14 protein-coding genes are annotated in these 14,426 nt (G+C 61.2%); all 14 read right to left on the bottom strand.

Going from position 1 to position 14,426, the window contains the following annotated elements; all coding sequences use genetic code 11:
• Nucleotides 1–163: 163 nt before the first annotated feature.
• Complete coding sequence (locus tag MF268_RS23145) at nucleotides 164–451, bottom strand: DCL family protein (protein WP_007120620.1); 288 nt, start codon at nucleotides 449–451, stop codon at nucleotides 164–166.
• 18 nt (nucleotides 452–469) lie between these two features.
• The gene (locus MF268_RS23140; protein WP_084353841.1) at nucleotides 470–3,091 is read right to left on the bottom strand and encodes a DEAD/DEAH box helicase; all 2,622 of its coding nucleotides are present in this window, start codon (nucleotides 3,089–3,091) and stop codon (nucleotides 470–472) included.
• Complete coding sequence (locus MF268_RS23135) at nucleotides 3,088–3,945, bottom strand: HamA C-terminal domain-containing protein (RefSeq protein ID WP_235859527.1); 858 nt, start codon at nucleotides 3,943–3,945, stop codon at nucleotides 3,088–3,090. The genes MF268_RS23140 and MF268_RS23135 overlap by 4 nt, the downstream gene beginning before the upstream one ends.
• A gap of 348 nt (nucleotides 3,946–4,293) precedes the next feature.
• Nucleotides 4,294–5,289, bottom strand: coding sequence for a P-type DNA transfer ATPase VirB11 (gene virB11, locus MF268_RS23130; protein ID WP_007120616.1), 996 nt, complete (start codon nucleotides 5,287–5,289; stop codon nucleotides 4,294–4,296).
• Nucleotides 5,290–5,371: 82 nt separating this feature from the next.
• Complete coding sequence (locus tag MF268_RS23125; protein ID WP_007120615.1) at nucleotides 5,372–6,814, bottom strand: TraB/TrbI/VirB10 family type IV secretion system protein; 1,443 nt, start codon at nucleotides 6,812–6,814, stop codon at nucleotides 5,372–5,374.
• A 2-nt stretch (nucleotides 6,815–6,816) separates the two neighbouring features.
• Nucleotides 6,817–7,539, bottom strand: coding sequence for a TrbG/VirB9 family P-type conjugative transfer protein (locus MF268_RS23120; protein ID WP_007120614.1), 723 nt, complete (start codon nucleotides 7,537–7,539; stop codon nucleotides 6,817–6,819).
• Nucleotides 7,540–7,544: 5 nt separating this feature from the next.
• Nucleotides 7,545–8,225, bottom strand: a complete 681-nt coding sequence (locus tag MF268_RS23115; protein ID WP_007120613.1) for a VirB8 family type IV secretion system protein — start codon at nucleotides 8,223–8,225, stop codon at nucleotides 7,545–7,547.
• Between the two features lie 17 nt (nucleotides 8,226–8,242).
• The gene (locus tag MF268_RS23110; protein WP_007120612.1) at nucleotides 8,243–9,256 is read right to left on the bottom strand and encodes a TrbL/VirB6 family protein; all 1,014 of its coding nucleotides are present in this window, start codon (nucleotides 9,254–9,256) and stop codon (nucleotides 8,243–8,245) included.
• Nucleotides 9,257–9,682, bottom strand: a complete 426-nt coding sequence (locus tag MF268_RS23105; RefSeq protein ID WP_007120611.1) for a hypothetical protein — start codon at nucleotides 9,680–9,682, stop codon at nucleotides 9,257–9,259.
• Nucleotides 9,683–9,690: 8 nt separating this feature from the next.
• Nucleotides 9,691–10,458, bottom strand: coding sequence for a type IV secretion system protein (locus MF268_RS23100; protein WP_007120610.1), 768 nt, complete (start codon nucleotides 10,456–10,458; stop codon nucleotides 9,691–9,693).
• Nucleotides 10,455–11,567, bottom strand: a complete 1,113-nt coding sequence (locus tag MF268_RS23095; protein ID WP_007120609.1) for a lytic transglycosylase domain-containing protein — start codon at nucleotides 11,565–11,567, stop codon at nucleotides 10,455–10,457. Before MF268_RS23095 ends, MF268_RS23100 begins: the two co-directional genes overlap by 4 nt.
• Complete coding sequence (locus MF268_RS23090) at nucleotides 11,564–11,773, bottom strand: hypothetical protein (protein WP_007120608.1); 210 nt, start codon at nucleotides 11,771–11,773, stop codon at nucleotides 11,564–11,566. Before MF268_RS23090 ends, MF268_RS23095 begins: the two co-directional genes overlap by 4 nt.
• Nucleotides 11,770–14,163: a VirB4 family type IV secretion/conjugal transfer ATPase gene (locus tag MF268_RS23085; protein WP_007120607.1), complete on the bottom strand. Its 2,394-nt coding sequence runs from the start codon at nucleotides 14,161–14,163 to the stop codon at nucleotides 11,770–11,772. The genes MF268_RS23090 and MF268_RS23085 overlap by 4 nt, the downstream gene beginning before the upstream one ends.
• Nucleotides 14,138–14,416, bottom strand: a complete 279-nt coding sequence (locus MF268_RS23080; RefSeq protein ID WP_038070148.1) for a VirB3 family type IV secretion system protein — start codon at nucleotides 14,414–14,416, stop codon at nucleotides 14,138–14,140. The genes MF268_RS23085 and MF268_RS23080 overlap by 26 nt, the downstream gene beginning before the upstream one ends.
• Between the last annotated feature and the right edge of the window lie 10 nt (nucleotides 14,417–14,426).

The following is a 14,426-nucleotide window of genomic DNA, read 5'->3' as shown; positions in this document are numbered from 1 at the left end:
CCACCTTTCGGCGGTCCAGAATCCGTAGGCAGCTTAAGACCAACCGGGCACCAGTCATGGCTGGATCAGAGCCCAGTGGCAGGTCACCGCACACCAGGAAGAGCATAAACTCGAATACGAGCCAATTAATGAGCGATAGCCGATGGCAGCTCTGTGTTGATGATCAGTAACACGCTCGAAAGGAGAATTTTTCTGTCGTTCCATCGACGCGGTTGACCCAGAAGCAGCGCGTTCCGTAATCCGCCGTTCTTACACTGAAGCTTTCAATTCCCGGGCCGATCTTTTCGGCGGCTTCGGGATGCATATGCATGAGATGCGTTAGTATTTCGGCGTCTTCATTGGTTACCTTGTCACCCAGTTCATATTTGTACAGCATATCCCTAAAAAAGTCGTTTGCGTCTCCTTTCCTCGCGAATGAGAGCGATCCGATCTCTACTGGCTTTGCGGGCATAATCGCTTCCTCTCTACTCTATTCGCTGAATTCGTGGCCCGCTTCCGGATCATCAAGGCCCGATACCTGCAGCGTTTCCCTGACGATAAGGTTAGGCAGGTCCATCCCGGCGAAATTCGGGCCATGCTGATTAATCCAGGCCAGGCAACCTTCCTTGTCCAGATCGTCGCGCGCAATCTTCTCATACAAGGCCACCGCAGACATGCGGGAAAGCCCTAGTTCCATTAATGAGAGAAGCGTGATGCTGGAGACGCCAAACTCAAGCGCTATCCCGATGTCAAAGTCTTCATCAATCAGGTCCTCGCGCTCGGCTTCAGTCAAGAACAGGCGGAGGACATCCATATAGGCGGAAATATACTTCGGTGCCTTGAATCTTGCTGTCTCTTCCACCATGCTCATCGTTTCGCGAATGAGCACTGGAAGCTTGAACGATCTGTTGTTTCGTTGCTGATACTCTATACGCTTCCTGATAATTGCAGCCAAAGACAATCCTTTCAGCCACTCGACAACCACGAGCGCGTGCAGGGGAATGAGACTGTCTGGCAGGAAGACAGGATACAAATTTGCGTTAATCCGTCGCATGACGGTGACGTACCTGTCGTACGCATCGACGCTTTCCGAAGGCGCGAGCAGCAGATTTTCGATATTGCCTTCGTACTTTCGAAAAGCTTCCAGCAAACGCTGCAGGCCCACCGCGCTGACGCCTGGATGTCTTACTAGAACATCCTGCGTAATATTGATCAGCGCCGAAATACCTTCGAGGCTTCTATCGAGTTTCCGGAGCGCATCTGGAGAATGCCGTTTCGCAAATGCGGCATCGGAAAGCGTACCAAGACGAATATATGTATTGAGGAGGTAAGCCCCGACCTGTTCGAATTCTTCGCCTTGCGCAAGATCGGCCAAAGAGTCGATGTTTCTGTTCTCAAGATACGCAGCCAGTTCATCGGTGGAAGATATAACGACGTCAGTTTCTCTCTTGATCGGGTAGCGTGAGCGCTTCGGCACGCCGACGGGCCATGCTTTTTCATCCTTTGGATCGATACAGATAATATTGCCTTGGAATTCGTTTCCCCAGCGACCGGCCCGTCCCGCGAGGTTCCAGAAGTCGTGCGGCTCCATCGGGTTCCCACGGCCCTTCCGGGGACCGCGCACAACGATGGTCCTGCAAGAGAGATTTACTCCTTCAATCAGCGTCGAGGTGCAGGCAAGAAATCTTATCTTGCCGTCGCGGAACAGCCTCTCAACCTCGGTGCGGATGAGAGAGGGCATGTTTCCATAGTGAAAAGCGACACCACGTTCGACCAGCGGCGCGAGCTGATAATTACGGTGGACCCCTTTGCGGGCCAGATCAGCCAGGTCCAGCAATTCCTGATCATCTGTCTTCTCCGAGCCTTCCAACTGGCTGATAAGGAGCGCGACGTCCTCCGCTTCAGCCGCGCCGTTGCAGTAAACCAGTGTGCCGCCGCGACCGCCTGCCGCCGCTGCGATAAACGCCAGCCTTTTTTTCAGGCCCGCAGGCTTGTTTGACAGTTTAAGCGTGCCCAGTGGTATGGGTGAATCGCCCCAGACAAGGTCCAGCGACCACTCCTTGGGCTTCCGAGGCACTTGCTCGGCTAGGATCACGTTCTGCAGAACGGTTGGCATATCGGTATTGACCGACGTTTTCGGCATATCGTTCGGCGCATCCTCAAGCAGTTCTCCGGGATTTTGTGTCGAAGGACTTACAAACACGACCTTCATCATCGGGTTCTGCCGAGACACCCGCTCGATTGCATCCTGCAGTATTACACCACGCTGATTGTCTCCGATCTTGTGCGCTTCATCAACAATGAGAAGGTCTACACTGAAGTCCTCCCCGAGAAGATTGACAAGCAGGTGCAAACGCTCCTGCGTGAATACGAAGACGGCTTTCTTGTCTCCCGTCGTAGATGAGAAATAAACTTCCGTCAGCGGTAGCGACGTGATCTCGATGCCGGTGTCCGACTGACATAGCTCCTTCAGACTGAGTTCAATCTCACTCACCAAAGCCCGGGTTGGGGCAAGGTAAACGGCGATCTTTGTCTTGCTCGTGCGAACGTGATCGAGCAGCCACTGCAAAACGAGGTAAGTTTTTCCGGACGCGGTTGGCGCGGACGCTGAAAGCCAGCCGGCGCCGGAAGAGGCGCCCGCCCATAGTTCTTTCTGAAAATCGTTGACGCCTATCCATTTTCCGCTCGATTCAAGGAGTATCGAGTCCTCGAAACGTCTTCTGTTGGCTTCAAGGCGCATCGACACGCCCAGTCTGCCCTCAAGATCGGGAGCGATCCGGTTTCGCAGTATTGCCAGCTCGACGGACCTGCGATTGGACAGCTTTTCGAGGAGGACAGCCCCCGCATCCCGCACTTCCGGCGAAGTTTCGAGTGTGACGGCAGCGGTTGCGATCCGCAGCGCCGCCTCCTGATGCGTTCGTTCGGTTGATCTGGCCAAAAGGCTTCCGGCCAAAAGAAGCTGCTGCCAGTCAAAGCTCTTCTTTGGGTCAGCGGATTCATGGATTGCGTCCAGATTTGTTATCTCAGTCGCCACTGTGATCTGAGTCAACCTGATAATATCATCACGAAGCGCCTCACCCGACAGCCAATCAAAGAGTTCGGTATCTTTCATTTCTTAATACCCAGCGCCTTAAGGAACGATGCGCGAAACCCATCCGCCGAAGGCACTGGCACACAGAAAAACTGAATGTCGAATTTGTCGAGTTTCTCCACCGATAGTCTGTTCTTTACATTCTTCACCCATTTTTCCATTTCGTCATTCGCCGCCTTCAGGATGTCCTCCCCGATGCCTTTTGCATCATCTTTCGGATAGAAATCCGCATCGAAGGCGATAAGCGCGATCCCGCAATATTCGACCCTGTTCGATAGCGGTGAGGTTCGGTCGAAATATTTCCGGAATGCGGCCGTAAGTTCCGGATCACTGAGATCGGCTTTGTCGCTGAGGAGCACGAGATCCCGCTCGCGATCAGCGCCTTCGTGGTCCGTCTCCACGAGGAAAGGGGCAAGTGATGAAAGGCAATCTCTTATGGCCGCTGTAGGGTCGCCATACACCTTTGACTCGCCCCAGAAAAGTTTGAGAAGGCCGTTTTCGTTTACGGAAGCATAGACGCCGTCCGCACCATGATAGTGCATGTGAGAGTCGGTCTTAAGGTCCATCTTACAGAGCACCTGAGGAACCTTGAGAAAGCGCTCTGCGAGTAGGAAGAGCAGCATCTCGCCGCCTTCGCCAGTATTGGCAAGGTCCGTAAAAGTGCCGATTGCCTCGTGGTGCAGGGCTGCAACCGCGCTTCCGGACTTGAATCTGGCGTCCCGCGCCCGCGCATCATCCAACCGCGATTTCGGGACGGCATAATCGATAATTGAGTTGCGCATAAATTCCGCAAGACGCTCCGGCTTGACGCGTCCGTTCCCATCCACAGTCAGGCAATGACAGTGGAGACGGGCCACGCAATCTTTCAAGAGCACGTCCCGTTTAACAAGCTGGAGATGAACACCCAACTCTTCTGGATCGCCCGAAACTATATTAACCAAATCTTCTGGAAGTACTTGAGTCAGTGGTCGCCTCCTTTCGTTTTAGGGTGGTTGTGCCGACCCCGCTGCTGCTCGCATAGAGAGTATCATACGTAATTCAAATAGTTAGGTTTTTCTTCGCGCTGCGGTCAAAGAAATTGTGCGATACTCCTTCAACGCCCCAAGGTCCGGAGTGTCACCGCTGCCCGTTGATAATACGTCAGCTGTCTCCTTTTGGCGTGAACGCTACACTTCGCCTTGCGGAAGTTCAGTTCAGCGTTGCAAACGGCTGCATCGCGCCGTCTATGTCGGTAGTTTTCTCGACCCCGGCAGATAGAACTCCGTAATCCCCCGCTTCCCCTCGGCCCGCCCGAGCTGGACGATCACATCGATGGATTTCCGGATGTATTCCCGAACCTCGGCAAAGGTCAGTGGTGTGCCGGCCTGCAGCACCATGATCGCCAGTCGATCGATTGCGAGTTCTGCGGTTTCCGCGTGGATGGTGGAAACCGACCCGCCATGGCCGGTGTTGATGGCCTCGAGGTAGGTCAGGGCCTCGGCACCGCGCAGCTCGCCGACGATGATCCGGTCAGGTCGCATACGGAGGGAGGCTTGAAGGAGAGCGTTGGCGCTGCGTTGCGAACCGGCACCGCGGTCGGCAAGGAGGGCGACGGTGTTGGGCTGGCCGGGGAAGAGCTCAAAAGCGTCTTCGATGGTGATCAGCCGCTCGTGCTCGCTCACATGGGTCAGGAGGTGGCGGGCGAACGTGGTCTTCCCGGTCGAGGTGCCGCCGCTGATCAGGACGTTGAGCCGCGCCTCGACCAGAGTCTGCAGCGCGGCCTCAAGGTTCTCCTCCGCTAGACTGGCGATGTTTTTCATCTTCTCCGCGCGGAGGGCGTCGAGCGAGACGGCCTTGCCGAAGAGATAAGCCGGGGCGTAGTCCCTAATGCTGCCAGAGGCGAAGAGGCGAATGGTGATCGAGGCACCGCGATCGATGGCGGGCGGCACGGCGACCTGGACCCGAAGCGGGCGGCCCGCATATTCCACCTTGCCGGAGACGAGGGGGTTCTTTTCAGAGACGCGGGCCTTGGCATCGCCGACGATGGTCTGGGCCATGTTGAGGGCTGTGGTCCGATCCACGGTCTGACCTTCGTGGCGCATGCTGGCATCCCCCGCGACCTCGAGCCAGACCTTGCCGTCGGGGTTGATCGCGATCTCGACCACGTCGTCACGCCGCAGGAGATCGCGGAACGGGTCGAGATAACGCTCGAGGTATGAGGCTGGCGAGGCCTGATCCATCAATTCGGTGATTCCGGTAATATTGAACCTGGTTTCGCTGCCTCTCGCCTGCGGCTCGAACGCGAAACCTGATGCTTCTTTTTCATTGTGAACCGGAACCCCCGTAGATCACCACATCCCGGTCCACGAGCACGGTGACCGAGGCGCCCTGATCGACATAGATCGTCGGCGCGATCGAGACCTGATCGGCGATGACCGACCCGACAGCGTCCTGCAGGTCGCTGCTGACATCGCCCAGGACAATGCTTGTCGTCTCGTTGTTGGCACTCTCCGCCGCCACGGCAGGCGCCGCCCCGATCACGGAAATCAGCGCCGCCCCGCCGAAGCGCTCGGCAAACTTGGTGTCGACGAGACCAGTGAGGCCCGAGCGGCCAAGCTGGTCGCCGCCCACAGCGGCGATTTCCATCGAGGTGCCGTCCGGGGTCAGGACGCGGGTCCAAAGGATCAGGATGCGCTTCTGGTGCATTTCGATCCCGGAGCGGTATTGGCCAAAAAGGCGGGAGCCCCGGGGGATCAGGATCCGGTCTCCGGAAAACGCCAGCACCGGCTCGGAGACCACCGCGACAACGGAGCCGGGCAGATCGCTGTTAATAGCGGTTTGCAGCGCCGCCTGGATGACGGATCCTTGGGTCAGCGTGCGTTCGGGATGGATGAGGCGGGCGGCCTCCTGCACCTCGAGCGGTCGCGCACTCTGCAAGAACTGCTCGTTGCCCGAGAGGGCCGGTCCACTTGCGCCAGCGGCGGCAGGATCGGCCACCGCCGCGCCACTCGCACCACCACGTGGACCGTCCGCATAGACCACGGCGGGGGATTTGATCTGGGCAGTCAGAAGCTCCTCGGCGATGCGTTCGGCCTCGCGCAGACGCTGCTCCTCTTCCTGACGCCGGCGTTGTTCGAGAAGGCGCTGATCGGCGATCACCCCTTCGCGATCGAGCTCGGCCTCAAGCCCCTCGCGCTGCGCCCGTTCGGCATCGAGCATGGCCTGCAGCCCCTCGATGCGAGTCTCGGTCTGGCGTTGGAGGTTTGCCAGCTCGGTTTCCTTTGCGGCGAGCGTTGCTTCGAGCGCGGCCTTTTGCTCGTCGAAGGCCTCGCGCAGGTCCGCGACAGCGGATTGGATTTCCGAGTTGCGGGCAGCCTGGCTGGCGGCGAGGGCTTCGCGGAGCTTGGCGATTTCGGCCAGCACCTCGGCGCTCGGTTCCGGGGCAGGGGCGGCGGGCACGTCGAGCGCTTCCTCGACGGCGATCAGTGCGTCATTGACCCGTTGCTCGGTCTCGTCGGGCGGAAACTTCAGCCGCCCGCCGGAGCCGGGGCGGCGGTCCTGAAAGGTCTCGACATCGGAGGTCTCAAGCGCACTGTCACCTTCCTGCAGACCGGTGGCCAGAAAATACGCGACCCCGGCCCCGCCAAGGGCGAGGGCGGCCGCGAGCGCGCCGACCCCGAGGCTGTTTCCGCGGGGCTTGGACTTGCCGCGCTGGCTGAACTGGTCGAGACGGTCCTGAAGGTCGGGAGGGGTTTGTTCGGCCATGGTCAGTTGCTCACGTAGATGGCGCTCTCGTCGCGCCAGGCGCAGATCGCCTCATCGCCGATACGCAGCGACCAGTAGGTGTTCACCCCAAGCACCCGGACCGTGTTGCCTTGCTGGGTCCAGTTGACCGTGCGCTCACGGCCCTGGTCATCGGCCTTGAAGAGGGCGGGCTGGCGACCGTTTTCCGGGATGACGAAGTAGGTATAGCGCCCGTCGTCATAGATATGGCTGGGGCGGAAATCACCTTCGCCCGAGACGCGGTAGTTGTAGTTGCGGGGCGCCTCAAAGCCTTTGGGCTGGGTAGCCGCCGTCGCTCGACGTTCCTCATCGGGGTAGCGGAAGCGGACTTCGAAGAACATGCCGGTGCGGTTCGGGATCGAGCCTTCGCGCAGGTGGAAGGAATAGGTGCGTCGGTTGGTGATCACCGTCATGTTGGTGGAGGCATTGGCCACATGCGGTTTGATGGTCAGCACATTGCCAAGCTCTGGGATCGGATCGACCTGGAAGCTTTCGGTGTCGCCGACGATCACGGCCTCGAAGCGCTCGCCCGCCCCGAAATGGATCGTGGTCGAATGCCTCAGATCGGTTTCGATCCGATAGACCTGGTTTTCACTATAGACGGCGGTGCGGATGCGGATGTCGAGCGGGCCGCCTTGCGGCGTGGCCTCGGCGTTTGCGGCAACAGGAAGGGCAAGCGCCAGGAAAAGCGCGGGCAGAGATTTCATCTTGGTCAGTTCTCCAGAGTCTCGGCGTCGACGCGGTAGGAGGTCACCACGAAGCCCAAGGGGTTGGCCCAGACGTCCTGAAGGCGCTGGCGGGTTTCAGGTTGGAAGTCATAACCAACGGTAGCGACATAGGACCGGGTGACGGTGCGGGTGTCGCGGGGACGGCGCAGCGTGCGGGTGAAGCGGACCTGGGCCACGCCGCGCTCGATCTGGTTCACGGACTTGATCACCACCTCGATCTTGGCGTCGCGGCCATAGACGGTGATCGGGTAGTCTTCGTTGGTCGAGGACCAGAGATCGCGCAGCGTGCGGGCGGCATCGCCATCGGAACGGTTGAGCACCGAGTTGATACGCTGCTCGCCATCGGTCAGGTCATAGGTTTCCCGATCATCGACATAGGCCACGAGATTGGCCTGGATGATGGCGTCGCTCTCGGATAGCGTCAGCGCCTGTACGGCGGCGACCCGGTCCATCTCTCCGGTTTCCTTGTCGACCACGACGACGAAGGTCTCGGTCGATTTGAGTGGAAAGAGGCTCGCGCCCGCGACCATGCCGGCAACACCAACCAGCACGCCTGCCGCCGCAACGAACCAGGCGAAACGCTCACGCCGTCTTGGCCCGTAGATGAAATCCGCCTCGAAAGCGTCGCGGTCAGGCGCGGAGGAACTGGTCACAAGCTTCTTCAAAGTCGTCGTCTTTCACATCAGGGTTTGCGGAAGGCCTTGGCGGCGGAGAGAAGCGCGCCGGGGCTTTGCCGGATCAGCTCGCCGGTCTTCACCACACCCGCATTGGCCATCTGGTTCAGCTCATGCGGGGACTTGCCGGTGACGAGGCGCGAGGTTGCGCCCGCGCCATACTCCCGTGTGTTCACGAACCCCTGGCGCGCAAGGCCCGTGAGACCGACGGCATTGGACGCGATGCCGACGACACCGGTGAGATTGGAGGCGATGTAGGGCACCGAGGCCATGATCCCGGCGCTGAGGATCAGAATGACGAGGAAGGGCAGGATCAGGCTGACGGTTTCGACATCGCCCGGATCGGCGGAGGCGTCCCCGATCGCTTCGGCGATGGCGACGATGATGCCCGCGGCGCCTGCTGCGGCGACCGGCATGAGCGCGTAGCCAATGGTGGCGCGGGTCCAGGCCTCGAAGAGGGACTGGGTCGGTTTGAACAGCGAGGTCACGATCATGAAGGGGGCGATGACGATCATCAGCGCGAAGACGATGCGGGCGAAGGCGATGATCCCTGCGGTGACGGCGGCGAAGACGGCGGAGAGGACGAAGAAGATGGCACCCAGAACCGCGCCGAAGACCCAGCCCGCGCGGTCGCCGATCGTATCGCCATAGGCGGTGATGCGGGCGACCATATTGTCGAGGCTCTCATAGACCCCTGCCTCGTCGCCCGAGCCGGTAAGCGCCAGGATCGAGGCGCCCACGGAGTCGGGCACGCGCGTGACGATGTCATAGATGACGCTGAAATTATCCCAACTCTGCGCGAAGATCCCGACCAGGGCCACTTTCATCCCGAAGGCAAACCCGGTTCCGAAGGGCAGGGGGCGGAGCTGCATGACCGCGTTGATCCCGAGGAGCACGACAAGGAGCGTCGCGCCCGCCGAGATGACATTACCGACCGAGGCCGCCGAGGAGATAAAGCCGTCCTGCGCCACGGTGTTCACCGCGGCGTCGACTTGGCCAAGGATGTCGCGAATGACCCCCATTTACTCCGCACAGGCCTCCACAACTTGCGCCTCGAGCGCGTCCGCCTTGGCGTAGAGCTCGAGCACGTTGAAGGGCAGGCGCGGGTTGTCCGAGGTCTGGAACCGGGGCAGGGCGGCAAGCGCCTGATCCCAGGCGAACTGATCCAGCAGGCAGGTGCAGGTTTCCGAAGCGAGCGCCTCTTCGGCAATCAGGATGCGCAAGATCGCGCGGTAGCCATTGCGCAGATAGGCGGTTTCGGCCAGATCGGTAGGGGGTTTCGGAACACGACATTCATCCGTTTGATCCCGCGCGATGGCCATCGAGTTGAAGGGCGTGTCGCCGGAAGGGTTCGTGCTCGGGGTCTGGGCCGACGCAGCATTGTGCAGGATGCTCAAGACAAGGGCGGCGAGACCGAGCGCCCGGCCTGGAGCCAAGCTGCGGGTCATGGTTTGCCTCATGGATCCACCGCCATCGAGCGGAACTTGCGCTCATCCGCGAGGGTCGCGGCATCGACAACGCCAAGCTGGCCGGCACTCACGCCTTGCGCCGCTTCCAGCCGCCAAATCTGGGTCAGGATGATGCCAAGCTCGGCGGTGACGCGGGTGTTGAGATCGACGGCAGCCTTCAGCCCGTCCTGATCGTCGATGAGCCCGACCATGGTCTCGAGCCGCTCAAGGCTTTGGCCCGCTTCTTCGTGGCTTTCCTGTGCCGCGACGGAGAGCATGGCGCTGGCCCCGGCGGAAGCGGCGATGCGGTTATCGGCGGGCTCATCCGAGCCAGAAAGCGTGCTCAGGCGTTCCGAAGTAAACCCGCTGCCCGAAAGCACCCGTTCGACCGAGGCCGAGAGTTCTGCACCCGGATTGAAGCCGCTGAGAAAATCGCCGCTTGCCAGCGATTGTGCGGTATTGAGGGGCGCCACCAGCTTGCCGCGCAGCGCTCGGAATTCTTCGACCGTGGCGAAGAGTTCTCCGAGCCCGCTGCCTTCAATGAGCGAGGTCAGTTGCGCCTCGAGGTTCGTGAGCTGCGAGAGCTGGGTTTCCAGTTCCAGCCGCATCGTGGCGAGCTGCTGCATCTGGACATTCAGGTCCTCGGCCATGTGTTCGAGCTGCGCCACGAGTTGACCAAGCTGCGAGCCATCAAAGGTTGGGACGCCCTGGGCCGTTGCGGGCGAGGTAAACCCGAGTGTGGCGACCGCGGCCACGGTCAGGAGAAGCTGTCTCATTCGGGAACTCCCATCTGCATGAAGTCGCGCTCCGCCAACCGGTCTGCGACGAGGTGCTGCGCATAGACCGCCTCGCGCTGCTGGTTGGCGGCCATCAGCCGGACGCGAAGGTTGAGGATGCGGCCAATCTCGGCCTTGGCGTAGGTGTTGAGTTCCCAGGCCGCCTTGGCATTGGGTTGCGCATCGATCTGCAGGATGATCGCGCGGAGGCGGTTGATCACTTGCTCGGTCGTTGCCGAACTGTCGGCGGCGTAATAGACGCCCGCCTCGGAGATGCTGGCATATTCGGCGAGCGCAAAATCCGAGGGCGAGAGCGTGCCAAGCGCGTCGGCACCGCCCACCACAGCGAGGTATTCGTTGTAGAATTTCGAGATGTTGCGCACATAGCCTTGGGTCTCGGCAAAGGGCGGCACGCCCCCGTATTCGATGACCCGACCCGGCCCCGCGTTATAGGCCGCGAGCGCATGGGGTATGTTGCCGAAGCGGTTGAGCTGGGTGGTGATATAGCGCGCGCCGCCGCGGAGGTTGTCTTTCACGTCATAGCGGTCGACGCCGAGATCGGAGGCGGTGCCAGGCATGAGCTGGGTCAGGCCATAAGCCCCGACCGGGCTTTCAGCGGCGACGTTGAAGCGACTCTCCTGTTTAATCAGAGCCTGGAAGAGGCAGCGCCACTGGGTGGCCGAGAGACCGGCGCGGGCCACACCGGGCGCGCCTGCGAACTCGCCGGCGACCTCGACGATCATCATCTCGACCGTCTCGCGGCCCTCGCCGAAGAGGCGGCTGTTCATCGGGCTTGGATCGGTATTGGGATAGACCGCCGCCACCCCGAAATCCGCATTGCCCTCGAGCGCACGGATGTCGAAGCCAGGCCCGGTAATGGCAGCGGTCATTTCCTCGAGGACGCGCAGCTGGTCGGCCTGCACATCCGCCAGCGTGGACTCGGTCCGATCCTTGTCCTGCTGGACGCTTAGATCCTCGGCCAATGCCCTCACCCGGGCGATGGCGCGACCGATCGCGGAATTGTCCTGTGTCGGCACGCCCTGGGCATGCGCAGGCAGGGCGCTGAGGCCGAGGCAGAGCCCGGCGGATATGATCGCGGCGCGGCTCATTCCGAACGGGGCAGGGGCTCGAAGGTGCAGTCAGGCTTGGCCGTCTCCTGCACCGGTGCGCCCATGGTCGAGAAGGACAGGGCGGACCGCGTCACTTGCGGCTCGCCATTGCGTCCGAAACAGGGCGAGGTTTTCTCGGTGTATTTCTCGCAAGCGGAAAGAAGGCTCGCGGCGGCGCAAAGCGCGAGGAGGGGTTTCGAACTCATATCACATGTCTCCAGAAATCGGGATTGGCGCGCCAATCGGCAGGCACGCGGGCCTCGCCAGTGGCGCCGCCGCCAAGGATGGGAAGGAGGTCGCCAAGTGCGGAGAGATCGGCATCGACGAAGACGCTGTCGCCCGCCGAGCGGATAAGCGCGATGCGCTGGCCGATGGTCGGCTGCACGAGAAGGGCAGCCTCCTTGGCGTTGACGCGGAGAAAATCGTAATCGGAGACGGTGGCGCGATCGTTCGGGAAGAGGATCTGCGTCGGCACCGTCTCGACGATGGTTTTGCCGACGCGGCTGTCGCGCAACTGGCTCGGATACTGCGTCATCATGATGACGACGCAGTTCATCTTGCGAAGCGTCACCAGCCAGTTTTCCAGCCGCGCCCCGAAATACGGATCGTCCAAGAGCTTCCACGCTTCGTCGAGCACGATGATGGTGGGACGGCGGTCTTCGACCACGCGTTCGATCTGGCGGAAGATGTAGGAGAGTACCGCCATGCGCTCGGTCGTCATGTCGAGGATCTCGGTCATATCAAACCCGACGATGTCGCCCGTGAGCTTGAGGCCCGCGCCGCGCTCGGGCTCGTCGAACACCCAGCCATAGCGCCCGCCGGGGGCCCATTCGGCAACGCGGGATTGCAGCTCGCCATCATCATCGAGTGACTGGAACAGGGTCTCGAAACTGGCGAAACGCTGCAGCGCCGCCCCCGCATCGGCGTTCTGGCCGACCGCGCTTTGGATATGGCGGGATTGCTCGCCCGAGAGCGTGCCATTCCGTGTGAGAAGTGTCGCAAGCCAGTCCGAGAGCCAGGCGCGGCCGCGCTCGTCGGTTTCGGTGGCGAGCGGGTTCAGACCTGTCGGCACGCCAGCCCGGATTTCGTTATAGCGCCCGCCGAGGGCGCGCACGGCCATCTCCAGGCCGCGATCCTTGTCGAAGAAGAAAAGCCGTGCGCCGACCCGCTGCGCCTGCGCTGCGAGAAAGGCAGTGGTGAGCGTCTTGCCGGTCCCGGTGCGCCCCAGAACCAGCGTATGGCCAACGGTCGGTTCCTTGCCTGGGGCTCCCGCCTCGTGGAAATTGAAGCGATAACCAGAGGTGCCGACCGTGGGCAGGACCGAAATGGTCTGACCCCAGGGCGACTGATCAGGACCGCGTCCTTCGACGCTACCATGCAGAGCTGCGAAGTCGGCGAAATTGATGGAGGAAATCGGCGTCTTGCGAGCGCGGTAGCCGAAATTGCCGGGGGATTGTGCGAAGTAGGTGGCTTTCAGCGCCATGTTCTCGCGCACGATGACGGACATGATCTCCTGACCCACGCGTTTGATCTGGGCGGCGGCCCGTTCGAGCGTGTCGCGGTCCGGCGCGTAGACCGCGATGGAGAGGTGATGGTCCCCGAAGGCGATGCGTCCTGCCTCCTGGTCGTCGGCAGCCTGGCCCAATTGTTCGCGCAGGGAGACGGCCGCATCGTCGGAGGCCTGCATCTGGCGGATGATGCGCTGGATGCGTTCGGCCATGATGTTGTTCGGGATCGGGCTGAAGGAGTTCGTGAGCACGATGTCGAGCGGCAGGTCGAGCGCGTCGAGCAGCGTCACATCGGTCAATGCCGGGTAGGTCTTCATCGAAAAGAGCGCGCCGTATTTGACCCGCCCAGTCACGGCGTCGGTCAGGGTGACGACGTCGCCGTCGAAGGTCGCGCGGCAATTGCTCAAAATATGTGAAAGAGGCAGAGCGCTTTGTCCGAAGGCTATGGGGGAGAAGCTGCCCGCGTTCAGCGTGTTTAGATAGCCCAGCCATTCACCACCCGTGCGGGTCAGGCGCACAGGGTTGGCCGAAGACAGAGCCACCTCGAAAAAGCCCATGACCTCGTTCAGCTCCTGCAGGCGCGTCGCGCGGTCCTTGACCCAGGCTTTGCGGGCCAGCGTCCGAAGGAATGGAATGCGCGCGGAGATATCGGGGCGCCGGATCACGCTGAGATAGAGTTGGCGCTTGGCCGGGCGCAGGTCTTTCACATGGGCCTGCCAGCGGGCATCTATCGCGGCGGCGAAGCTGTCGCCCTCGATGGGGCGCATCCCCAGATCCTGTGGCACGGAGATGCGGTGGATGTAAAAGCCGAAGGCATTGCCGGTCTGGGCGACGATGGCGGCAACCGCGCGCTTGAGCGCATCGAGCCGTGCGTCTTCGCTGGTCATCGGGTTCAGACCATCAAGGCGCAGGGTCGCCATCAGATCGCCCTCGCGCAGCACCATCACATCGTCATCGGCAAGCGCGAAATACGGCAGGTGATCAGCGAGATAGCTCTCCCGCGCGAACTCCCCGCCGCCAGCCTGAAGCAGAGCGGTTCCGTGAGTGGAAAGTGTGCCCGCATCAAGCGCCAAAGCTGTCGCCTCCATGCAGGGCGCGGTTCTTCGTCGGGCGCACCGAGCCGTAGGAAACGCGCAGGACCTCGAAGAAATGCGGCTCGCGGTCGGCGACGAACCAGAGGATCGGATAGGCGACGAGGCCGATCAGGAAGAAGACCATGGACTTGGTCCAGATGAACGGCAGAACGACCCCGGTCGCCAGCACCACGAGGTATCCGACAGGGAGGCCCAGATACTTGGGCGGTCGGGCGAGGCCCAGAAAAAGGGGGGATCGTTCTGCCAACTCTATTCTC

Origin of the sequence: Heliomarina baculiformis, from assembly GCF_019966545.1 — a bacterium.
Lineage (GTDB): Bacteria > Pseudomonadota > Alphaproteobacteria > Rhodobacterales > Rhodobacteraceae > Heliomarina > Heliomarina baculiformis.
This window is presented reverse-complemented; position numbering and strand designations above follow the sequence as displayed.

Excerpts from the sequence above, each read along its gene's own strand:
- MF268_RS23145 (WP_007120620.1), bottom strand. The coding sequence starts at position 451 with ATGCCCGCAAAGCCAGTAGAGATCGGATCGCTCTCATTCGCGAGGAAA.
- MF268_RS23140 (WP_084353841.1), bottom strand. The coding sequence starts at position 3,091 with ATGAAAGATACCGAACTCTTTGATTGGCTGTCGGGTGAGGCGCTTCGT.
- virB11 (WP_007120616.1), bottom strand. The coding sequence starts at position 5,289 with ATGGATCAGGCCTCGCCAGCCTCATACCTCGAGCGTTATCTCGACCCG.
- MF268_RS23125 (WP_007120615.1), bottom strand. The coding sequence starts at position 6,814 with ATGGCCGAACAAACCCCTCCCGACCTTCAGGACCGTCTCGACCAGTTC.
- MF268_RS23120 (WP_007120614.1), bottom strand. The coding sequence starts at position 7,539 with ATGAAATCTCTGCCCGCGCTTTTCCTGGCGCTTGCCCTTCCTGTTGCC.
- MF268_RS23110 (WP_007120612.1), bottom strand. The coding sequence starts at position 9,256 with ATGGGGGTCATTCGCGACATCCTTGGCCAAGTCGACGCCGCGGTGAAC.
- MF268_RS23105 (WP_007120611.1), bottom strand. The coding sequence starts at position 9,682 with ATGACCCGCAGCTTGGCTCCAGGCCGGGCGCTCGGTCTCGCCGCCCTT.
- MF268_RS23100 (WP_007120610.1), bottom strand. The coding sequence starts at position 10,458 with ATGAGACAGCTTCTCCTGACCGTGGCCGCGGTCGCCACACTCGGGTTT.
- MF268_RS23095 (WP_007120609.1), bottom strand. The coding sequence starts at position 11,567 with ATGAGCCGCGCCGCGATCATATCCGCCGGGCTCTGCCTCGGCCTCAGC.
- MF268_RS23090 (WP_007120608.1), bottom strand. The coding sequence starts at position 11,773 with ATGAGTTCGAAACCCCTCCTCGCGCTTTGCGCCGCCGCGAGCCTTCTT.
- MF268_RS23085 (WP_007120607.1), bottom strand. The coding sequence starts at position 14,163 with ATGGAGGCGACAGCTTTGGCGCTTGATGCGGGCACACTTTCCACTCAC.